This window comes from Okeania sp. SIO3I5, assembly GCF_010672085.1.
Lineage (GTDB): Bacteria > Cyanobacteriota > Cyanobacteriia > Cyanobacteriales > Microcoleaceae > Trichodesmium.
The window spans coordinates 1-22,580 of sequence record NZ_JAAHHT010000027.1; the positions used below are offsets into that span (position 1 = coordinate 1).

Consider the following 22,580-nt stretch of genomic DNA (forward strand, 5'->3'; position numbering starts at 1 on the left):
AAGAAAAGTCCTCTTTTATTCATACAGCTTGCGTATCCCCATCCTCCCCATCCTCCCATCCTCCCCATCCTCCCCATCCTCCCCATCCTCCCCATCCTCCCTATCCTCCCCATCCTCCCCATCCTCCCCATCCTCCCCATCCTCCCCATCCTCTCCCTAAATATTCTAGCTCAGACAAAGAATTAGCCCTGCTCCCCTCCAAGGAGCAGGAGGGGAAGTAGGGAATGATTCTAGCTAATTATCTGGCTCCATCGAGTATTTATATTTCATTTGACTGAGAATTTGACTCAACAGAAAGGTCAATGAATACAATCTATGGCGATTTGCGTTTGCGGAGCATTCCGTAGGAAATCGCCCCTACAAGATATGGCGGTTATGCGTAAGTCCTGCCTATATCCTAGAATAAAATCTTACTACAAAAGTTGTTCAAATCTATATTCATCTAAAACTAGCTCATTCATTTTTATTGCTGAGAGCTGACTGCGAGCTAGCTGAATGCTTACATATTTGTTACCCATTATTCTCCAATAAATGTAAGGCTATTTGTTCTAAACATCTCCCGGAAATTGGTTGAATAAATTTATCTAAAGGATTCAAATCAACAATATAATTCCCTACTTTTATTCCGACTGGTTCCAAATGTTTGCCTATGATTTCTTGATGTAATAAGCCTCGTTTTTTCAAGGTATTTATTAACCAAAGTACATCACTTTTATTTTGCTCTTCTTGACTTTTTTCTCCATCTTTAGCGCTACCTGCAACAGTATCTTTAGAAAAAGAAATCATAGAAATTAACTGAAATAAATCACTATATTCAATCAAAGATTGAGTCTGCTGACGATTAGGTTTTACTCCTAAACCAATTTGCTCTATTAATTTTGTTAAAGCAGGGAAAGGTATAGCGCTATTTGTATCACTAATATCTGGAGAAATTAACAAAGAATGCTGATTTAAAATAGTAGTTATACTGGGATTAACTTGATGGAAAATTCTTTCTACTTTTTCTACCTCGCGAACATTAACATATTTGCTTAGTCTGTCTTGCCATCCATTTTCACTAAGGAATTCTAGCAGAATAATATATTTGCAGCCCAAACTATGACCAAGCCAAAAATATTTTGATTGGTCAGTATAGATATTATTTTCATAACCCAATTTTTCAGCAAATTCTGGCATAGCTTTTGCTAAAATAGCTTGTTCTTTTAATAAACTAATAGCAATAGGCCAGTGTTGGAAACTAAAGCGGAAAGGTAAAGCAATAATGCTGTATCCTTTAGCATACATTTGACTTAAGAAATAGCGATAAAAAATCGTTGGGAAACTGCCAAAAAAAGCTCCGCCGATAAATTGGATAATTCCACGAGGTTGAGGATGAAGTGCTACCCAACTGGAAGAAAGTGGTTTAAATTTTAAATTCATAGTTTTATAGCGCTACGCGCTAGGGAATAGGGAATAGGGAATAGGGAATAGGGAATAGGGAATAGGGTTTCAAGATTTAGAAATGTCCTAACCTTAATGCGTAGCGCTATATAACAGGGAACAGGCTTTAATGAAGTCAGAAGTCAGAAGTCAGAAGTTGTTTTTGTCACCGGGATTTGAGCAAGCCTTCAAGTTAACTTCCCTACGACTCCTGACTCCTCCCGACTTAACCATTCTGTGGCTGTTTAACCGGATTTTGATATGACTTTTAAAGATGCCAATAATTTAGCTATGGCGTTGCTAATAGGTTGATTTGTTTCTTGTTGATAATATGTAAATCCTGGAGAAGGATTAACCTCAAAACAGTACCACTCGCCCTCTGGAGTTTCTCGCAAATCTATGCCAGCTAAAGATAATTCCATTTCTGTTGCCATTAGTCTACATTTATTTTCTATATCTTCCGGTAAACGACAACTAAAAATTTCAGGAGCATTGGCAATTCCCGCGTAACGATAATCATCTGCCGCAGAACTAATAGCACAGGCAAATACATCCCTACCCACCACATGAACCCGATAATCTCTACCAGGTATATATTGCTGGAATTGAGTTGGACAAGAAGCAACATTAGCTAAACGTTCGGCGTGTTCTGGTCGTAATTGAGAAACCTTACTGCGGGTACTACTGACAGATTTGTAAATGGCACTGCCATGATCTTGCCAAAACTCATGTGCCGCATCAGGAGAGGTAGTAACTAAAGTGTCAGGTACTTGAAACCATTTACAAATCTGCTGTAACTGATACGGTTTAGAATTATTCGCTGCCATTGCTGAAGGGCGATTCAAAATTAAGGCAGAAGTCATTTCTACCCATGACAACAAAGCATCATCTACTGCGGTGGCGTGTTGCCAAGCATAACTTTTAGGTCCTGCTTCGATGATTTCTGGAAGTTTGCAGGAGTTGTGGGGGCGTAAATAAACTCCTGTAACTTCACTCAAATCTATTTTGTGATTGGAGGTGCAGATTTCACCTATAATTTTTTCCCCGACAGAAAGCTTAACTTCGGTTTCCAGAATTTCTCGCTGGTTGAGCAGTACATGAGGTATATCTAAATTTTGCAATTCTTGCTGTACTGCTGCTAATGGGGAATCTCCGGGCAATCCCCACAACAGAATTAACATTTTTTTTCCTCCTTAAAAAAGTAGTCAATAGTCAGTAGTTATGGCAATCCTAAAATAGCAATCCTAAAATAGCAATCCTAAATAGGTTGTAAGATTTGATCGTAGGGGTTTGGTATCCAAACCCTAGTAAACATAATGGGATTTGGAAACCAAACTCCTACAGTTTTTCTCACAAATCATTTCATATTGCTATAGTAGTCAGTACTTAGTAGTCGTAGGGGCGATCGCGTTTGCGGAGCATGACCTAGGAAATCGCCCCTACAATAGAAGATACGCTCATTACTTGTTTCTACCCTACTTCAAGAATTTCACACTCAACTGCCTACACACTTCAGACATAACCCTGTAAATGTTCAGATTGTATGTGCAATTAAACGGACTTGATATCAAGTTATTTTTCGAGCGTAAAGATGGGAATTTTAAGCCAGTAGGGGCGAATGGCAATTCGCCCTTACAACCTGAAAGCTAGTCAAAATACTCCAGAATAGCAGTAGCGATCGCTGGTTGAGAAATATCTGCCCACAAATTAGCATCAATAAATTCTGCATCAGCATCAGCTTTACTAAATTGAACACTCAATAAGTCAACTCCAGCAGCATCAGCAAGATATCTCGCCTGAGTTGCTAAAGTTGGGTTAACTTCACCAATACAACGTTTACCAACAACAGTTACTGTTACTGAATTTTCAGGAGTTCTTTCTGGTAAATTTTCCTTCCCTAGAGCAATATGTTGATGTAGAGGACGTACAAACATCCCCACTTGAGCAGCAGCATATATCCATTGGGGCAATCGCCAATTCGATCCAAGTAGACAAGTTGGTGTCGGTTTGTTGAGCATTCGGCATTTTAGTGTATTTAACCAGAAAACCAAAAATGCCGTCATTTCAGCAGCTACATAAGAGCGATCGTCAGGAACGATATGAAAAAGTTCTTCTGGAAACACTACAGGGAGGCGAGTTAACACACCTGTTATTTGTGCAACTTCTATAATTTTTCCTCCCAGTACCGCCGTGGAATTTTGGGTATTTCCCAGATGGTGTCGCCATCCAACCACTGATAAATTTTCAGGAGTTAGTAGCGTTACACCATCAGTTGCCGAATGTTCAACAAAAGACCGAGCAGTCTTGTCATATTTACTAGCAATCAGAACAAGCACTACTCTACTCCTATTTATCTATTGTTAACAGCAGTTTCACCAACAACAGGACGCTCTTCAGAAGATATAAAAGCTTCTTGTATTGCTAGACGTCGTTCGATGTTATCAATACTTTGAGCCATTAAAGCTAGTGTTTCTTCCACTTGATTTGTTTGGTTAGAGCGAATTAGTTCCATATCTTCTCTAGGAAGTTTTTCAATTTCTTTTACTTCTTTGATTTCTGGTTTTACTTCTTTAATATTTTTGCCAGATATAGATGGTAGTTGAAATAGACTACCTCCATTAGCAGTTGGCAGAGGATAAACCAGTTGGTCAAAGTCAGAAAAAATAGGTGGGTTTTGATTGACAAATGTGCCTCGGTGTTCAGGAGTTAGTAAAAGACTAATTTTCTCACGAAAAACAGACGAAAATATTTCTACAAATCCACGAATTTCGACTTGATCTGCATCTATCTCTGGATTGAGAGTAGTAATATCTGGCTGTAAAATCACTAAACCTGTATCGTAGGCAGCTATTCCTACATTAAGGGTGAATTTACGAGGATCTGAGGTGGGAATTAAATCCCCAAATATGTTAGTACCTGTTACATCACTAACTGTAATAGTATCAGCTAAATTTAAGTTAGGTGTTGTAGCTGTAAATTGGAGACGAAGCTTAACATCAACCTTATTAGGATTAGCAATGGTTAAGAAGTAACCTTGTAGAACTTTACGGTCAGAATTAGGAAGATTTCCTGCATTAGGAGTTATCTTTTTTAAGAGTAGTTCAAATGTTGAAACTAGCATTATTTGTCCTTAAAAAAAAGTAGTTTTTTGTCATCAAATAAATTGATAACTTTGATTTTTTTGGTGTTTTTTGTTCACCTATATCTACCTTAACTTGATAATTATCGACTGTGTAGGACAAAAACCTAAAAGTGATTTACATTTTTCGCTCAATAAGGCGATCGCGCTCCCAACGTGCTAGTATTTCGGCAGCAAGGCGACGAATAGGCCGAGATGGTTGCCGTCTTCTTCCTGCCCATTTATCTACTGTATCTCTGGCTACTCCTAACATTAAGGCTAAGGAATCTCTGGTTAATCCTTCTCGAATATTAAGCAATGTTAGGGGGTCTATTTCTTGAGTTTCTGCTTCTATTCGTGAAATAGTTATAGTTTTGGACATAAAAAATTTTTTCCAGATTAGAACCTATCATCTATATTACTCAGAACTTACTCGCCATTCAGGGGTTATTGCTAGCTGTAGTCGAGTCTCCCGTAAGGTAACAGCGCTTTTCAAATTGATGAAACACATCGTCAAACCCAAACTCTATAGGGGCGTTTTGCTGCGCGACATATAAAGCGGAGTTTTGCGCCAGCAGGCCGTTTTGCTGGATAACATAAAACGCTCCTACTGTCGTCTACTGGTATGAAAACTGCTGAACATACAAGTTTAGTTGCTGCGTAAGTTATGTTAGTTTTCATATTTCTGAAACTACTATAGATATGCAGTAATACCAGCAGGATTTAGGGAAAGAAACCTGGTTTTTAGGATAAATTGTTATTTTTAACAATATAACATTGACGATCTGCACCCGGTTTCTGGGTTTGCTTGCGTAAGTCCTAACCAGTTTGATAAATGTTTGCTACGAATCTCTGTTTTTTGTTCTCTGTTTTCTGTTCTTTGTTCTCTATTTTCTGTTCTTTGTTCTCTGTTTTCTGTTTTCTGTTCTCTGTTCTCTGTTTTCTGTTTTTTGTTCTCTGTTTTCTGTTCTCTGTTAGACGAGTGCCTTACAGCGCTTTTCAGTTGAGTAGACCACTAAATTCATTGTTAGGAGTCAGGAGTCAGGAGTCAGGAGTTAGGAGTTAGGAGTCAGGAGTTAAGAGTTAGGAGTGAAGAGTCAGTATCATTGTGGTTTATTCATATGAAAACCGCTGTAAAAATTTTTAGGTGGGTAAAGATACCAAATGGTTTCTATACATATAGACCTCTGTGAGAGGAGAAAATCAAATCAATCCCACGCGCTATATAGATCAATTCTTTCCCCCTACTGGACTGTTTCAGCTAAAACTTTGCATTACAGCGCTTTTCATATTGATGAACTACATCGTCACAACCAAAATCTTGTAGGAACTTTCCATGGAACGTCCCTACTGTGGTTTACTAATTATGAAAACTGCTGTAGGGAGTAGGGGAGTAAGGTAAGGACGTTTAGCAGCGCGACATGGAATAGGATCATTCCCTATAAGAAAACGTATTTTTGTTATGCAACGTCCGTACGGGAGAAAAATTGTTGTTGGGTTTCGTCCCTCAACCCAACCTACATTTATAAGATAAAACTTCCCACACCTCCCACACCTCCCACACCTCCCACACCTCCCACACCTCCCAAACTCCCCACACCTCCCACCCTCTCCACACCTCCCACCCTCTCCACTCTTGTCTGTGATATCATACCATTGTTTAACAAAAATTAATAAAATTATGGCCCGCGATTTAAGAGGATTCCTAAAAATTTTAGAAGACCGGGGACAACTATGCCGAATTAAAGCCTTAGTTGACCCTGACTTAGAAATAGCAGAAATTTGTAACCGGATGCTACAAAAGGGCGGTCCTGCTCTCCTATTTGAAAATGTTAAAGGGTCTGACCACGACCTAGCAATAAATCTGTTGGGTACGGAAGAAAGAGTATGCTGGGCAATGAATATGGAAAAACCCCAGGAGTTGGAAACCTTGGGTAAAAAATTGGGAATGCTGCAACAACCCAAACCACCAAAAAAGATTTCTCAAGCAGTGGAATTTGGTAAAGTTCTGTTTGATGTAGTCAAGGCAAAACCAGGGCGCGACTTTTTTCCTCCTTGTCAACAAGTCGTTATTGAAGGAGATGCTGTTGACTTAAACAAAATTCCGATGATTCGCCCCTATCCTGGAGATGCGGGTAAAATTATTACTCTTGGTTTGGTGATTACAAAAGATTGTGAAACAGGTACTCCGAATGTGGGAGTTTATCGGTTGCAGTTACAGTCTCGTAATACTATGAGTGTGCATTGGTTATCAGTGCGTGGTGGAGCGCGACATCTACGGAAGGCGGCAGAAAATGGGAAAAAGTTGGAGATAGCGATCGCTCTGGGAGTAGATCCATTAATTATTATGGCAGCAGCTACTCCTATTCCGGTAGATTTATCGGAATGGTTATTTGCCGGACTTTATGGTGGTTCGGGTGTGAAATTAAATAAGTGCAAAACTCTAGATTTGGAAGTGCCGGCAGATTCAGAATTTGTTCTTGAAGGTACTATTACTCCTGGGGAAGTATTGCCGGACGGACCCTTTGGCGACCACATGGGTTATTATGGTGGAGTGGAAGATTCTCCAATGATTAGATTTCACTGCATGACTCACCGGAAAGACCCGATTTATTTAACTACTTTTAGTGGTAGACCTCCGAAAGAAGAAGCAATGATGGCGATCGCTCTGAATCGGATCTATACTCCTATTCTGAGGCAGCAAGTTTCAGAAATTGTAGATTTTTTCCTACCGATGGAAGCGCTCAGTTACAAAGCTGCGGTTATTTCTATTAAGAAAGCATATCCAGGTCAAGCAAGACGCGCAGCATTAGCTTTTTGGAGTGCTTTGCCACAGTTTACTTATACAAAGTTTGTCATTGTGGTGGATGAGAAGATTAATATTCGCGACCCGCGTCAGGTAGTTTGGGCAATAAGTTCTAAGGTCGATCCTTCTAGGGATGTGTTTATTTTGCCGAATACACCTTTCGATAGTTTAGATTTTGCGAGCGAGAAAATTGGTTTGGGTGGTCGGATGGGAATAGATGCGACGACAAAAATTCCGCCGGAGACTGACCATGAATGGGGTGCAACTTTGGAGTCTGATCCGGATGTAGCAGCAATGGTGGAGAGACGTTGGGGAGAATATGGGTTAGATGATTTGAAGTTAGGGGAGGTTGACCCGAATTTGTTTGGATATGATATTCATTGAACAATTAATAATTAATAATTAATAATTATAGGACTTACGCATAAACCCTATTGGTAGGGTGTGTTAGCGCTAGCGTAACGCACCATTACACTATATATAGTGCCTGTGCGTAAGTCCTGAATTAATAATTACTTCAGATGATACAACCTATATCAACGAATGATTTAGTATTAGACTTGTCGCTAAATAGAGGAAAAAAATCGCTCAAACTCAGGTAGAGTAATAATTTCAGGTTTTTGATTTTATTAATTACTATAATCCTTACATATCAATAGTTTTGAGGATTTTTTAAGTTATAAAGCGACAAATCTATTGTAAGTCATTGCGACTTACACTTGTGGAAGGAAGCAATTTCATGGGTTTTAGAGATTGCTTCCTGTCGTCGCAATTTTCAAAAAAGAATGCGCTAAATTTTATATTATTCAAGGGAATATTCATCACAAATTCTCTAAACAGAAAAACAACTTTTTCTGGTGAGGATATTTCTACTTTTTATTCGGGAATTTCTACTCATTTTTTGTAGTTGTTTTTTTATTCAATTTGTTAATTTTAATCTGTAGTTATTTGAAAAATAATTTATGTCACTTCAACCTGTATATCCTGATGAAAGCGCTCTAAAAGTTGCTGAATTAACAAAGCGTTTTACCGATTTTTACAGTGCTAATTGTGCTAGTAACTTAGCAGAACAACTTTATTCAGAAATGCAAAAGTTTGATAGTAATTTAGATACTGAGCATGAAGTTGGGGGAAAACTTGTATCATTTGGTGAAAGCATAACTTTTCATGTATCAGGAATTAGCTACCGCAATCCTAGTTTGATTATTTTTTATGGATTTACAGAAAATGGAGAACCCGTTAAATTGATGCAAAATGTTTCACAAATTAGTTTGCTTTTGATACGTTTACCAAAGTTAAAACCTGAAAAACCTAAACGAAAAATTGGTTTTATTCAAAATAATTGAAAGATTACCCCGATTATTATTTAGGTATATAGCAATTTTCAATGATTTGTAATTTACAACCCTAATAGGATTGCTATATGAATAGGTAGATAAAACTCAACAAAAAAATAACTGCCGTTTTAAAAGACTAAATTTTAATTCTGAAGTATCACTACAACTATAGCAATCCTAAATAGGTTTTCAACAATGAATAATTAATAATGAATAATTAATAATTATTCATTGTTGAAAAGAAGAGGATTGACTAATTATGAAAATTTTTATTTATTATTCCCTATCCAAGGGAAGGCTTTAAACCTGAATTTTTCGGTAAGATTTTATCGTAGGGGTTGGGTTTCCAAATCTCATTTTAGATTGGGTTTGGAGAGCAAACCCCTACAATTTTTTTTTGACAAATTATTGAGGATTAGTATATATCTAAATAAATTTATAATAGTCGCCATTACTGTTAGGAAATTCTCACACTTCTTAAATATAGTTCGTGCTGCGAATCTAGGGGCGAATAGCCATTCGCCCCTACTGACTTCTATACTATCCACAGTCAATATGTACTCAGTATTCACAAAAAAAAGCTGAATGCTGATAGCTAAATACTTACAAATAAATAATTTTTCAACTAAAACTTAGGATGTGAAAGTAGCGATCGCTTCCCTTTTCCTTTACATTAACAAAAATTATTTTACCGAAAAATCAAGGTTTAAAGTCTCTGCTTTCAAGGAGAAAAAAGAAAAAAATTTCCTTTTTAACTAATCCTCTTCTTTTTAAGAAGAGGTAATTATTAATTATTAATTGTTAATTGTTAATTATTAATTATTGAAAGATATCGTTAATAATATGAAATAGGTTAATTTTTGTTGCCTATAGTTAAATTTTAATCAAAAATTATCATTTTTCATGCTTACCTTCATCTTGTACAAATAAGGATAGTAATATTCAATCCGGTTTAGAAAAAACCTTTATTATGAAGGTAAAGCAGAGTGCAGAAAGCAAAGTGCAGAAAGACTAGAGAGGAATTTAAAAAAGGTAGTTTTGATAACCGGATTTGGTATAAAATTAATTTATAGTAGTTGCTATTACTATTAGGACATTCTCCCTCCTCTCAAATTTAGTTACACAGGACTTACGCAGGCGAACCTAGAAACCGGGTTTTTTCGTCAATGTTGATTGTTAAAAACAATTATTTATCTTAAAAACCCGGTTTCTTTGCGTAAGTCCTGTTACAGTCAGAATTTAACTTCTAACTTCTAACTTCTAACTTCTGACTTCTGACTTCTTAAGTGTCTATGAATATACAGATTACTCCGATCTGTCTAATTTTGCTAAATTAATATGTCTACAAACACAGTCAAATATAGTTTTTATAGAGAAAAGCGAGAATGGTTAACAGTTATTTTGCAAATGCAATATTCGGTCATTCCCGCTATTATTTTTAGAGTAACGTTCTGCGGATTGTTTGGTTTTCTTATTTCTCTACTTTACTATCTGAATTTTCCAGTTACTTTGCCAACAAAAAGTAGTCTTGTTCCTAGTTTAGTCTTAGGTTTACTATTAGTTTTTAGAACAAATACAGCTTATGAAAGATTCTGGCAAGGGCGACAGTTATGGGGAACTATTGTTAATACAGTTAGGAATTTTGCACGACAAATTTGGGTTTCAGTTGCAGAAAATAACCCGGCAGATAGAGAGGCAAAAGAAGAAATAATGCGATTATTAGTAGCTTTTGCTATAGCTGGTAAATTACATTTGCGTGGTGAGAATGTGAATAGAGAATTAGAGGGATATATGCCTAAAGAATGGTATGAAAAGCTAAAAAAAATGAATCATCCTCCTATTCATATTGCTTTTTTAATAGGTGATTATCTGCAGCATCAATATGAACGTGGTTGTATTAATTCCTATCAACTTACCGCGATGTTTCGGTTGTTAGATCAAATGGTTGAAGCCTTAACAGGTTGTGAGGGAATTTTAAAGACTCCTATTCCTTTAGCTTACTCAATTCATTTGAGACAATTATTGTTAATTTACTGTCTATCATTGCCATTTCAAATAGTAAATGAGTTTCATTTTTGGACTGGTATAGTAGTTGCTTTAGTCAGTTTTACTGTATTTGGAATTGAAGAAATTGCTCTAGAAATAGAAAATCCTTTTGGCTACGATCCTAATGATTTACCTTTGGATGCTATTTGCACTACAATGTACCGTAATATTGAAGATTTAATTACTTTAGCGCCTTGCGTTAGACATTGGAAGCGTACACCGATTAATTCACAAAACCATCATTTTTAATTTGACTCTTTTGCTAAAAAAAAGTCTAAAGTTTCCCCTTTCAAGGGGATGAAAAAGTGGTCGTTAATGTTTGCGATAGCATTCCGTAAGGAAAGTTTCCCGTAGGGTGGGATGGATAGGTTACCTAAGCATATCCAATCTCCTCTTGAGAAAATTAACTTCAGTATTTCAATCCTGATGCTTCACTTGGAGGTACTAATAACTGATAACTGAAATGACCAGTAACCCTAGTTCCACATCTGTCTAAATTTATACATATTTAATTTTGGGTCACTGTCTGCTGTCAATAATTTTACCTGAATTACAACAAAATTAAGACTTATGTTAAATTTTATATACCTAAAGTAACAATATGAGTCTATTTTCAGGTAAATTATTGACTGATACATAATTTTTTCTAGATTTTTTCTAGATAAAATTATCCTCTTGGATTAATATCCAGGAAGATAATATATAATGATAAGGTTAAATCTTTATTGAAAGAATACAGCAAAAAAAATGGAAAAGACTCAAACTGATTATAGCAATAAAATCACAGACGTTACAGCTATTTATGAGCGTGCTGTAGGGAATTATCAATTAGCAAATTATCAGGATGCAATTGATGATTATACCAAGGTAATAGAAATTGAACCTAATAATGCTGAAGTTTACTACAACCGAGGGGTTGCCAAGCATCAAATGGAAGATTATCAGGGTGCAATTTTTGATTACACTGAAGCAATGAAAATTGACCCCAGTAATGGCAATGTCTACAATAATCGTGGTTTAGCTTTTTCTCAAATAGGTTCTCATCAGGAGGCGATCGCTGATGTGACTGAGGCACTTAGACTCGATCCTAATGATGTTGATAGTTATTATAATAGGGGTTTTGTATATGAGGCAGGTGCAGATTATGAAAAAGCTATTGCAGATTACACGGAAGCACTAAAAATTAATCCTGATTATTATCTAGCTGCTCAAAGACGAGAGGATATACTTGTATTGATTGATCGTCAGTCTAAAGGAGTTGCAGATGAGACTTTAGCAAAAACACCTCAGACTAATATTGAGATGGAAAAATCTCCAGAAACTGAGAGTAATGTGGAGATGGAAAAACCTCCAGAAGTAGTTTCAAAGGGGACTTTAAGACAAACACCTCAGACAACTCCACAGGTAGAAAAATCTAGAGAAGTAGTTTCACAGGAGACTTTAATACAAGCACCTCAGACAACTCCACAGGTAGAAAAATCTCCTGAAACTAAGGGTGATGTGGAGATGGAGAAATCTTCAGAAGTAGTGTCACAGGAGACTTTAAGACAAACACCTCAGACAATTCCGCAGGTGGAAAAATCTCCTGAAACTAAGAGTCATGTGGAGAAGGAAAAATCTTCAGAAGTATTACAAACTTCAAAAAATTCAGCTAATACCTTTGTGAAAGGATTGTTAAATCGTTATTTACAAAGAGGTAGATCGGTAGATGAAACTTTAAGACAAACACCTCAAAGAACTCCGCAGGTGGAAAAATCTCCAGAAAATCTTGAAACAGCTAAATCGGAAGATGTATCGGTAGATGAAAGTTTAATTCAAACGCCTCAAACAACTCCACAACTGGAAAAATCTCCAGAAAATCTTGAAACAGCTAAATCGGAAGATGTATCGGTAGATGAAAGTTTAATTCAAACGCCTCAAACAACTCCGCAGGTGGAAAAATCTCCAGAAAATCTCGAAACAGCTAAATCGGAAGATGTATCGGTAGAGCAAACTTTAATTCAAACGCCTCAAAGAACTCCGCAGGTGGAAAAATCTCCAGAAAATCTCGAAACAGCTAAATCTTCACAAACGCCTCAAACAACTCCACAACTGGAAAAATCTCCAGAAAATCTTGAAACAGCTAAATCGGAAGATGTATCGGTAGATGAAAGTTTAATTCAAACACCTCAAAGAACTCCGCAGGTGGAAAAATCTCGAGAAAATCTTGAAACAGCTAAATCGGAAGATGTATCGGTAGAGCAAACTTTAATTCAAACGCCTCAAACAACTCCACAACTGGAAAAATCTCGAGAAAATCTTGAAACAGCTAAATCGGAAGATGTATCGGTAGAGCAAACTTTAATTCAAACGCCTCAAACAACTCCACAACTGGAAAAATCTCCAGAAAATCTCGAAACAGCTAAATCGGAAGATGTATCGGTAGAGCAAACTTTAATTCAAACGCCTCAAACAACTCCACAACTGGAAAAATCTCCAGAAAATCTCAAAACAGCTAAATCTTCACAAACACCTCAAACAACTTCGCAGGTGGAAAAATCTCGAGAAAATCTCGAAACAGCTAAATCGGAAGATGTATCGGTAGAGCAAACTTTAATTCAAACGCCTCAAACAACTCCACAACTGGAAAAATCTCCAGAAAATCTCAAAACAGCTAAATCTTCACAAACACCTCAAACAACTTCGCAGGTGGAAAAATCTCGAGAAAATCTTGAAACAGCTAAATCGGAAGATGTATCGGTAGATGAAAGTTTAATTCAAACACCTCAAAGAACTCCGCAGGTGGAAAAATCTCGAGAAAATCTTGAAACAGCTAAATCGGAAGATGTATCGGTAGATGAAAGTTTAATTCAAACGCCTCAAACAACTCCGCAGGTGGAAAAATCTCGAGAAAATCTTGAAACAGCTAAATCGGAAGATGTATCGGTAGATGAAAGTTTAATTCAAACGCCTCAAACAACTCCGCAGGTGGAAAAATCTCGAGAAAATCTCGAAACAGCTAAATCGGAAGATGTATCGGTAGATGAAACTTTAATTCAAACACCTCAAACAACTCCACAACTGGAAAAATCTCCAGAAAATCTCAAAACAGCTAAATCGGAAGATGTATCGGTAGATGAAACTTTAATTCAAACACCTCAGACTGATATTACTGATTTTCAAAATAGTGATGCTCACTCTCAGCAAGAACAAACTCTGTCTCAAGAGAAATATCCGCAAAAGACGATCGATGCTTTAACAGAAGCACTCCGACTCAATCCAGATCAAGCTCATGTCTACTACCAGCGAGGCAAAATATTCTCTCAACAGGGCAATTATCAAGAGGCGATCGCTGACTTTACTGAAGCACTCAGACTTAATCCCAATAAAGCTTACGCCTATTTCAATCAACGAGGTGTTGCTCGTTCCCGTTTAGAAGATTATCAGGGAGCACTTGATGATTTTACTGCTGCGATTAAAATTGATTCTACTAATCCTAATGCTTGCCACAACAGAGGACGTCTTCACCATGTTCTGAAAAATTATAAACTTGCCATTGCAGATTTTACTGTAGTCATACAAGCTAATCCTAAAGATTTAGATGCCTATAATAATCGAGGTATTTGTCTTTATGAAATTAAGGAATTTTATGGAGCGATCGCTGATTTTACTGAAGCTATTAAGATTAATCCTAATGATGCAGATGCTTATCATAATCGAGGTATTTCTAATTATGAAATAGGAGATAATCAGCAGGCAATAGATGATTATACAGAAGCAATTAAACTTGAACCTACGGATGCTAAAACTTATTATAATCGGGGTATGATTCGTTATTTTATTAAAGATTATGAGGGAGGAATAGATGACTTTCAAAAAGCTGCTGATATCTATCAAAAAAAAGGGCAAAATGAGGATTATTTGGAAGTGATGAAAATTATGAAAAAATTAAATAAATAGGGTGCATCTCAATGCAATAAGAAAGCTAAAAATTTATTGCTTTTAGGGAACACTTAACTGGGAACACTTAACTGGGAACAGAGAATAGGGAATAAGAAAAAAGTATTTTGGCAAATATTTGAGATGCACCCAATAAATAAGCATAAGCAGCAGCAAACCCGGAAGATAAAATAGAGAATAGTTTTAATATTTCTATATAATTCTTATCTCAGGATTTGCCTGCTTTCTGCAAAATCTTAATGTTTGTAATCAAAAGAAAGTTTCTACATAATTCATCTCTAAAAACTAATGCTTCTAATATCAATATTGTAGTTGAAAAAAAATATATAGTAGGGAACAGGGAACAGTTGGAAAAACATTTCCTAGTCTGAGATTACATTTAACTTTTAACTTGTGCGTAGCGCTATAGAAGCGATCGCTAACCTAACCTAATATCAAGTCTCATCAAGAACGCTTTCAATAATGGATAATGGATAATGAATAATGGATAATTACCTCTCCCTTTTAGGGAGAAGATTGACTAAAAGGAAAAAATTTATTTTCTTCCCCTTTATTGGGAAAGCTTTAAACCTGAATTATCTAATTATTTAATTGTTTAATTGTTTAATTGTTTAATTGTTTCGGTAATAAAAATGTTCTTCTTTCTCGCGCGAGAATATTTTTTCCTGGGGAATGTAGAGCTAACAAATTTTCCCTTTTTCCCTACTTCTATACGGGTGAAGAGCGAATCGCCCCCTACTCCCTAAATTTTTTATTCTAGTTATTCGCGCGAGACATAATATAATATCAAATCCGCTTGGCAACGGAAGTGTTATAAGAAACCGGGTTTGTAGGAGGTAGATGTTATACAGTGTAGCTTAAAAAAAAACCGGTTTCTGCGCTTTATTTCACACAAAATACTCTCATCTATCCCTAAAAGTTCCTGAATTTTCTCTACTAAAAATTGATTCAACTTTACTTGAGAGTTTTAATCACAATTAAATCCATATACCAATGAATTATTGGAGCTAATAAACTATGCAATTTATCTAACAAAGTCATTTCTAAACCAGGAGCAATTACAAAACTTTTTTTCCTAACTCCCCGCAATATTTCAACACCCATATTTGTTGCATTCCATAATCCAGAAGTAGCAGTAATATTTTTAGTTTCTAAAGGTTTAGTTTTATTCTCTGCTTCTAACTGTGGCGTATCTGTATCTGGTGGATAAACAACAGAAACAGAAATTCCAGATAACTTCAACTCTCCCCGCAAAGATTCTGCTAAACCTCTAATAGCAAATTTACTAGGACAATAGGGAGTATAACCATAAATTCCTATTAAACCAGCACCAGAAGAAATCATCACTATTTGCCCTTTTTTTTGTTCTTCCATTACTGGCAAAACTGCTCGTACACAATAGAGAGAACCAAAATAATTAATCGCCATTGTTTGTTCAAATATTTCTATTGGTAACTCTCGAAAATAACCAGGATAAGAAATACCTGCAGCAGTAATTAATAAATCTGGAACACCTATTTCCTCGCTCGCTTGGTGAATTGCATTTTCTACTTCTAATCTATTAGCAACATCTATAGATATAGTAATAATTTTCTGTTTTGGATTAACTACATTAGCAGTTATTTCTACTCTTGCTGCTTCTAATTTTTCAGAGTTACGAGCAATAATTGATATATTGCTTCCTTCACCAGCTAAGAGTTTAGCTATTTCTTTACCAATACCACTCGAACCACCTGTAATGATTGCGTGTTGCCACATAAATTGCAAATGCAAATATAGATTAATAGTAAGCTCAAATTTTACCAAAAAATTAAGCTATTGCACTACGCTCAAGTCAAAATTCAAAAGCAATCTATGACTGAGTTTTTCCTAGGTAAATGCTGCGCAAACAAGATTTACTAATGCCCAATAGAAGAAAAAAATTCCTTTTAGTCAATGCTTCTATTACATACAAAAGAGGTAATTATTAATTGTTAATGGCTTTGTTGTAATAGCCATAGAACATCCGTTCCCCTTTTCGGTTGTCCCCGACATGAAAGGTGAACCTAGTGGCAGCTATATCATCCTCTTTCAGATTATTGATGCTTTATTCATTTATTTATTGGCCAATAGTTAAACGGCTCAAAGCCTTTACAGGTATAAGTTTCAGCCTTTTTTTATCAAATATTGATGCGCTACCATTTATTGGCCAATAGTTAAACGGCTCAAAGCCTTTACAGGTATAAGTTTCAGCCTTTTTTTATCAAATATTGATGCGCTACCATTTATTGGCCAATAGCTAAACGGCTCAAAGCCTTTACAGGTATAAGTTTCAGCCTTTTTTTTATCAAAGATTGATGTTTGATTTATTTATTGTCCAATAGTTGTAGAAGTATGAAGTAAGTATGCTTTGATCTTGTGCGGTAGTATATGTTTTCATACAACAAAGCCATTGTTAATTGTTAATTATTAAGTAGGGAGGTTCTATAGAACCTCCCTACAAGAGTTGTGGTTTTGACTTTGTGGTTTACCAATCTGAAAAGCACTATCATGCCCATCCAATTCAAGATTTGTGACAATCATAGTAGCTTTTTGGCTACAAGTTAAAATCCCTGAGTAGTTATTTGATCGGGGGAGAAATTTACCTCGTTATAACTTCCTCCCGAAAATTTTGAGGTTTAGATAACCAGTTAATTGACATACTCCCGACGCTCCCTTCCGCCCTTCCAAAGCTATGCTTTATAAACATCTTTCTCTTTTCATAAAACTTGACAACATAGACAAGTTATGTTTAAGTCTTGAATCGGCTTTTTCAGGAGAAAAGAGTATTTTTCAATACTCTTTTTTATGAATGTAGACAGAATTCTTCCTCCCCCTCCTCCCCATCCTCCCCATCCTCCCCATCCTCCCCATCCTCCCCATCCTCCCCATCCTCCCCATCCTCCCACAAGGGTTTCAAGAGTTCCTTATCAGGGATAGCTTCCAAAGGGGGGTTAGGGGGGATGGAGAGCGCGGGATTCTTCAGTCAGATAAGCCGTGACTGCAGTTTTAACAGAAGTGATGTCCTCCTCCTGTATTAAAGGTACTTTTCTAAAGTATTACCCAATGTAGTCTTAGGAACAGCACCCACAACCATATCAATTCTTTAATTAATCCAGGTGCTTTTCTAGAGTGTTAGCCAATGTAGTTTTAGGAACAGCACCTACAACCATATCAACTCTTTGTCCTCCCTTAAAAATCATCAAGGTAGGAATACTGCGAATCCCGTACTGACTTGCTATATTAGGATTTTCGTCCGTGTTCAGTTTAACTACCTTGATTTTTCCTTCATATTGTTGTGAGATTTCATCCACTACAGGAGTCACCATCCTGCATGGCCCACACCAAGGTGCCCAGAAATCTACTAAAACTGGAAGAGGGCTATTAAGTACTTCTTCCTGAAAACTACTATCAGTTACTGGTTGTGCTGCTGACATTCCTTAGTAATCCTTCTATATTGATTTTTGTTAGTTAAATTATGCCATTATCTGGAACAGGAATTTATCAAATTTTTGATAAATCAGACTTTTTCACAATTTTATAGATTTTGAAAAATTATGCTAAAGGTCTATTTTGCCATAAGTCCATCATTTCAATCCTGCCAATGTTATGCTTTAGCCACAAAGGGGGATTGGAAAACTTCATAATTTGCGGTTTCTGCTTCTCATCTACCTGCCTAATCAGTCTAACCTTTTTCTGAACTTAAGGTTATTGCATAGTAAGTCACTAATTCAAAACCAGTCCTAGAAACAGCAAGCTTTTCGACTGTATTAACTATATTAATAGTAGCAAATCGTTGGCAGAAGCGCAATATTGCTCAGTATTCCCATACTAATTAATACTAATTAGTCTATTTAATTAATTTTGATGGGTTGAATAAATATTTTAAAGTTTAACTATCGTATTTTCTGTCTGAAAAAACAATCTACAAAAATCTTATATTGATAGTGTTCATACTCTCAACTATAATTTAAGCTATTCAAAATACAAGTTGACGTTTTTTCATTTTCTATAGAATCTGGATAATTAGTTATCGTATCTCTGAGGATTCAGGAGTCGTAGGGGCGAGCAAGCGAATCGCCCGTACACGAGAAAGAAAGGATTTGAATAGCATGAATTTATTAAATTCGTCTTCAAGAGAACATCTGTATTAAAAGGAAGTAATTTTGCAATTACTATATAACCGAATTTGATATTATTTGTTTAATTAATTTTTCTGGAAATAACTGATAATAGAAGCAGTTGATTTTGTCAAATTAATTCAAAATTATAACCTCTGCCTAAAGCTCAGAGGCTTGAAGTAAGGAAAATATTTTTGATTTTTTCGTTCTTTATAACCAGGCTTGAATACTTAATTAAACAATGATTTAAATTCACTTACAATCAAAATTTTTGAACGCGTGAATGCGTGAATTTTGAATTCAAAAAATGGTCATCTTAATCTAGGTAGATCAAATCTTAAAAACTAGACAATAGGGGATAATTTTGATGGTAAAGATTGAATTTTATCTGGATTAACTTCAAAATTTATCTTATTTTTTAAAAATTGAAATTATTAATATTCAGATCGGCTTCTTAAATCAATTTGTGAGAAATGCCAGAAGTAGAGATGAATCAGATTTCGGTTGTGCATCAATAAAGTGTGGGAAACGCCCTAGTATGCCTGGCCAATATAATCTAAAAGCACTGATATATCAAGGCTGAGGGCACTTGGGGAGCGAAAAAAGTGCAAATTTTTTAGCCTTTAAGACTAAAAAGTTAGGACGGGTGGCAGACACTTCCCCAAAATATACAGGTACAATTATTCCTCCTACTTCCCAAACTTCCCACACTTCCCAAACTTCCCACACTTCCCAAACTTCCCACACTTCCCACACTTCCCACACTTCCCACACTTCCCACACTTCCCACACTTCCCAAACCTCCCAAACTTCCCAAACTTCCTTGAGGCACTACCCAGATTTCTAGAAGGAACCGCCCGAACTAAAAAAAGTCCGGGCGGAGCGTGGTGTGAGGAGTGAACGGAAACATACATCTCCGCTATCTCTATTGTGACATTTCCTTTCAGATAATTCCAGAGTAGTTGATAAATTTCAAAACTACTTCACAAATTTTGTCAAGACTATAAGATATCTTAAGTTTTCTTAACCAACTAAATCTACTTACCCATGCCCAAATGTTGGGCTTTTTGATAAACTTTACCCTCTGTTAACAAGGAAGGGGCAATTACAACCTCCACCTGCTGCATTTCCTTCAAATCCTTAGCTCCCAAAGTTCCCATGCTAGTCTTGAGAGCGCCCAACAAATTATGAGTGCCATCATCCAATAGTGCTGGGCCACGGAGAATTTGCTTTATAGTTCCAGTTGTACCTACCTTAATCCTAGTACCTCGTGGCAAAACTGGACTAGGAGTAGCCATACCCCAATGATAGTCACGTCCAGGAGCTTCAGATGCCCTAGCTATAGGCGAACCAATCATCACACCATCAGCACCACAAGCAATACATTTACAAATATCACCCCCAGTAACCAAACCCCCATCAGCAATAACTGGGACATAATTTCCAGTTTCTTGGTAGTAATCATTTCGAGCTGCTGCACAGTCTGCTACTGCTGTTGCTTGAGGAACTCCAACCCCTAAAACACCGCGAGATGTACAAGCTGCACCAGGGCCAATACCTACCAGCACTCCTGCTGCTCCTGCTTTCATTAAATTTAAGGCCACTTCATAAGTCACACAGTTGCCCAAAATGACAGGCATGGGCATTTCTTGACAAAGCTTAACTAAATCAAGCTTTTCCACTGATTCAGGAGACAGAAATGCAGTTGAAACAACTGTTGCTTGAACAAAAAATAAGTCTGCACCAGCTTCAGCAACTACTTTCCCATATTTCAGTGCTCCTGCGGGTGTAAAACTTACTGCTGCAATGCCACCTTGACTTTTTATTTCTTTAATCCTCTGAGAAATTAATTCTGGTTGAATGGGGGCAGCATAAAGTTCTTGCATTAAACCCACAAATTCATCTTTACCAACAGAACTAATTTTTTCTAATATTGGCATTGGGTCAGCATAGCGAGTTTGAATACCCTCTAAATTGAGAACTCCCATTGCTCCTAACTCTGATAAGAGAACGGCCATTTTTACATCAATTACTCCATCCATTGCACTAGCAATAATTGGTATTTCTCTTTCAATGCCACCAATGCTCCATCTAGTGTCTGCTAAACTTGGATCGAGTGTTCTTTGCCCAGGAACTAGGGCAATTTCATCAATTCCGTAAGCTCTACGAGCTGTTTTTCCATGTCCAATAGATATATCCACTACTTTTACCTACTCCCAAGACCATTTTAGTTAGGGTATCAAATTAAGAGGAGTATTAGTTGTTTCAGTTAAGTAGTCGTGCAAAATAAATTTCCTAGTGCCGCTACGCAGAATTCAAAATTCAAAATTCAAAATTCATGCATTATTGCTTAGTAAGGCTTTTAGGATGCATTTCAACAATTAATAACGAATAACTAATAACTAATAATTACCTCTCCTTGAAACTGATAGGATTGACTAATCATAAAAATTTATTTAGGAATATTCTATTCAATATTTCAATTCCAATAATTAGCGCCAGAGGTACTGATAAATGATAAATGAAATGACCTTATTTATTGGCGCGAGTCAGTTGAAAACTTGATCTGTAAACCCTAATTTATTAGAATCAATTTCTGCTAATAGCTATATATTTATTTCCTGATTATTGGTAAATATTCAGCTATTAGCGGTTAGCTCTCAGCTTTTTAATAAATGAAGCAAGTATTGATTTAACTTCTACTGAATTTTAACTTCTTGGAAATATCTCAACTGTTTTTTAATCCTTTAAAATAAATAAAACTGATGGGTAAATGCTGAATTATGACAATTATTGATTCAATAGATATCTCCACAAACTAAGTTTTAGATTAGGATTTGTCTGGGTTTGAGATTAATTTTTGCAGAGAGAAGTATCAGATTAATTTAAGTTTATACCTATAGCAATTATTACAAGTTAACTAATAGAAAAAAAATATTAATTCGCCATTACATTAATTCTAGTTTCTGAGTTCTGACTCCGATAATATCTAACATTAAATCAAATAAAATAGAATTATCTTATGATATGGAGTAGTCACAATAAAATTAGAAATAGATAAATTTTCAGAATTCTTTACTATGAAATTAAAAAGATTAGGTCATGTAGCTATCTGCGTCCAAGATGTTGACAAAGCAGTAGAGTTCTATAAAAATTTGGGCATGGAAATAGTCTGGAAAGATCCTGACTGGGCATATCTCAAAGCAGGAGATGATGGACTGGCACTTTTGAGCCCTGGATATGATCAAGCAGGGCCACATTTTGGGTTTGTGTTTAGCGATCGCTCAGAAATGGAAATGGCCTACGAACAGCTCCAAGCCCAAAAAGTCCAAGTATCTCCAGTCCATGAACATCGAGATGGCACAGCTTCTTTCTATGGCAGAGATTTAGATGGTAACTGGTTTGAATACCTCTATGAACCAACAACCGTGGTTGATAATTAGAAGACAATTTTCTTGATGCTAGTGCTGCCCTGGTTTTGCCACGCGACATGAGTGGGAGGTGTGGGGAGTGTCGGAAGTGTGGGAAGTGTGGGAGGTGTGGGAAGTGTGGGAAGTGTCGGAAGTGTGGGGAGACGCTCGAAAGTAGAAGGAATAATTGTACCTGTATCTTTCTGGGAAGTGTCTGTCTTTCGTCCTAACTTTTTGGTCTTAAAGGCGGAATTCTTTGCACTTTTTTCCCGACAAAAATCCTAAAAACTTTATATATCAGTGCTTTTAGATTAGATTTGCCAGCCCTACTAGGGCGTTTCCCACACTTTGCGCTCTGCACAACCG

16 protein-coding genes are annotated in these 22,580 nt (G+C 36.5%); 7 read left to right on the forward strand and 9 right to left on the reverse strand.

Annotated features, from left to right (window positions below; genetic code table 11):
- The coding region (locus F6K40_RS08440; protein ID WP_293134087.1) for a hypothetical protein at window positions 1-221 on the forward strand (221 nt) is incomplete at its 5' end.
- A gap of 289 nt (window positions 222-510) precedes the next feature.
- On the opposite strand, the gene F6K40_RS08445 is transcribed toward F6K40_RS08440, so the two are convergent.
- The 5 genes from F6K40_RS08445 to F6K40_RS08465 form a co-directional block, all read right to left on the reverse strand.
- On the reverse strand, window positions 511-1,419 hold the full coding sequence (locus tag F6K40_RS08445; protein WP_293134090.1) for a DUF1350 family protein: 909 nt from the start codon (window positions 1,417-1,419) through the stop codon (window positions 511-513).
- 245 nt (window positions 1,420-1,664) lie between these two features.
- The gene (locus F6K40_RS08450) at window positions 1,665-2,600 is read right to left on the reverse strand and encodes an ATP-grasp domain-containing protein (protein WP_293134092.1); all 936 of its coding nucleotides are present in this window, start codon (window positions 2,598-2,600) and stop codon (window positions 1,665-1,667) included.
- Between the two features lie 465 nt (window positions 2,601-3,065).
- Window positions 3,066-3,755, reverse strand: a complete 690-nt coding sequence (locus F6K40_RS08455) for a hypothetical protein (protein WP_293134094.1) — start codon at window positions 3,753-3,755, stop codon at window positions 3,066-3,068.
- 14 nt (window positions 3,756-3,769) lie between these two features.
- Window positions 3,770-4,540: a hypothetical protein gene (locus tag F6K40_RS08460; protein ID WP_293134096.1), complete on the reverse strand. Its 771-nt coding sequence runs from the start codon at window positions 4,538-4,540 to the stop codon at window positions 3,770-3,772.
- Between the two features lie 136 nt (window positions 4,541-4,676).
- Window positions 4,677-4,919 (reverse strand): helix-turn-helix domain-containing protein, encoded by a 243-nt coding sequence (locus F6K40_RS08465; RefSeq protein WP_293134099.1) that lies wholly within the window; start codon window positions 4,917-4,919, stop codon window positions 4,677-4,679.
- Window positions 4,920-6,218: 1,299 nt separating this feature from the next.
- Between F6K40_RS08465 and F6K40_RS08470 the strand changes: the two genes are divergently transcribed.
- From F6K40_RS08470 to F6K40_RS08485, 4 genes are all read left to right on the forward strand, one after another.
- Window positions 6,219-7,727, forward strand: coding sequence for a UbiD family decarboxylase (locus F6K40_RS08470; protein WP_293134102.1), 1,509 nt, complete (start codon window positions 6,219-6,221; stop codon window positions 7,725-7,727).
- A 578-nt stretch (window positions 7,728-8,305) separates the two neighbouring features.
- Complete coding sequence (locus tag F6K40_RS08475) at window positions 8,306-8,689, forward strand: DUF6173 family protein (RefSeq protein WP_293134105.1); 384 nt, start codon at window positions 8,306-8,308, stop codon at window positions 8,687-8,689.
- 1,329 nt (window positions 8,690-10,018) lie between these two features.
- Window positions 10,019-10,975: a bestrophin family protein gene (locus F6K40_RS08480; protein ID WP_293134107.1), complete on the forward strand. Its 957-nt coding sequence runs from the start codon at window positions 10,019-10,021 to the stop codon at window positions 10,973-10,975.
- Between the two features lie 498 nt (window positions 10,976-11,473).
- Window positions 11,474-14,665 (forward strand): tetratricopeptide repeat protein, encoded by a 3,192-nt coding sequence (locus tag F6K40_RS08485; RefSeq protein ID WP_293134111.1) that lies wholly within the window; start codon window positions 11,474-11,476, stop codon window positions 14,663-14,665.
- A gap of 954 nt (window positions 14,666-15,619) precedes the next feature.
- On the opposite strand, the gene F6K40_RS08490 is transcribed toward F6K40_RS08485, so the two are convergent.
- The 4 genes from F6K40_RS08490 to F6K40_RS08505 all read right to left on the reverse strand — a co-directional run bounded on the left by F6K40_RS08490 (window position 15,620) and on the right by F6K40_RS08505 (window position 21,005).
- Window positions 15,620-16,423, reverse strand: coding sequence for an SDR family oxidoreductase (locus tag F6K40_RS08490; RefSeq protein ID WP_293134113.1), 804 nt, complete (start codon window positions 16,421-16,423; stop codon window positions 15,620-15,622).
- Window positions 16,424-17,793: 1,370 nt separating this feature from the next.
- On the reverse strand, window positions 17,794-18,120 hold the full coding sequence (gene trxA, locus F6K40_RS08495; RefSeq protein WP_293134116.1) for a thioredoxin: 327 nt from the start codon (window positions 18,118-18,120) through the stop codon (window positions 17,794-17,796).
- 1,257 nt (window positions 18,121-19,377) lie between these two features.
- Window positions 19,378-19,596: a hypothetical protein gene (locus F6K40_RS08500; RefSeq protein ID WP_293134118.1), complete on the reverse strand. Its 219-nt coding sequence runs from the start codon at window positions 19,594-19,596 to the stop codon at window positions 19,378-19,380.
- 245 nt (window positions 19,597-19,841) lie between these two features.
- Window positions 19,842-21,005, reverse strand: a complete 1,164-nt coding sequence (locus F6K40_RS08505) for a GuaB3 family IMP dehydrogenase-related protein (protein WP_293134120.1) — start codon at window positions 21,003-21,005, stop codon at window positions 19,842-19,844.
- Between the two features lie 879 nt (window positions 21,006-21,884).
- On the opposite strand from F6K40_RS08505, the gene F6K40_RS08510 reads away from it, so the two are divergent.
- Together F6K40_RS08510 and F6K40_RS08515 are read left to right on the forward strand one after the other, a co-directional pair.
- Entirely contained in the window at window positions 21,885-22,247 is a 363-nt protein-coding gene (locus tag F6K40_RS08510; RefSeq protein ID WP_293134122.1) for a VOC family protein, read from the forward strand.
- Window positions 22,248-22,298: 51 nt separating this feature from the next.
- Complete coding sequence (locus tag F6K40_RS08515; RefSeq protein ID WP_293134124.1) at window positions 22,299-22,499, forward strand: hypothetical protein; 201 nt, start codon at window positions 22,299-22,301, stop codon at window positions 22,497-22,499.
- Window positions 22,500-22,580: the final 81 nt, after the last annotated feature.

Bases quoted from the DNA above. Each gene is read 5' to 3' on its own strand.
- F6K40_RS08445 (WP_293134090.1), bottom strand. From the start codon at position 1,419: ATGAATTTAAAATTTAAACCACTTTCTTCCAGTTGGGTAGCACTTCAT.
- F6K40_RS08450 (WP_293134092.1), bottom strand. From the start codon at position 2,600: ATGTTAATTCTGTTGTGGGGATTGCCCGGAGATTCCCCATTAGCAGCA.
- F6K40_RS08485 (WP_293134111.1), top strand. From the start codon at position 11,474: ATGGAAAAGACTCAAACTGATTATAGCAATAAAATCACAGACGTTACA.
- F6K40_RS08475 (WP_293134105.1), top strand. From the start codon at position 8,306: ATGTCACTTCAACCTGTATATCCTGATGAAAGCGCTCTAAAAGTTGCT.
- F6K40_RS08510 (WP_293134122.1), top strand. From the start codon at position 21,885: ATGAAATTAAAAAGATTAGGTCATGTAGCTATCTGCGTCCAAGATGTT.
- F6K40_RS08480 (WP_293134107.1), top strand. From the start codon at position 10,019: ATGTCTACAAACACAGTCAAATATAGTTTTTATAGAGAAAAGCGAGAA.
- F6K40_RS08490 (WP_293134113.1), bottom strand. From the start codon at position 16,423: ATGTGGCAACACGCAATCATTACAGGTGGTTCGAGTGGTATTGGTAAA.
- trxA (WP_293134116.1), bottom strand. From the start codon at position 18,120: ATGTCAGCAGCACAACCAGTAACTGATAGTAGTTTTCAGGAAGAAGTA.
- F6K40_RS08465 (WP_293134099.1), bottom strand. From the start codon at position 4,919: ATGTCCAAAACTATAACTATTTCACGAATAGAAGCAGAAACTCAAGAA.
- F6K40_RS08470 (WP_293134102.1), top strand. From the start codon at position 6,219: ATGGCCCGCGATTTAAGAGGATTCCTAAAAATTTTAGAAGACCGGGGA.
- F6K40_RS08460 (WP_293134096.1), bottom strand. From the start codon at position 4,540: ATGCTAGTTTCAACATTTGAACTACTCTTAAAAAAGATAACTCCTAAT.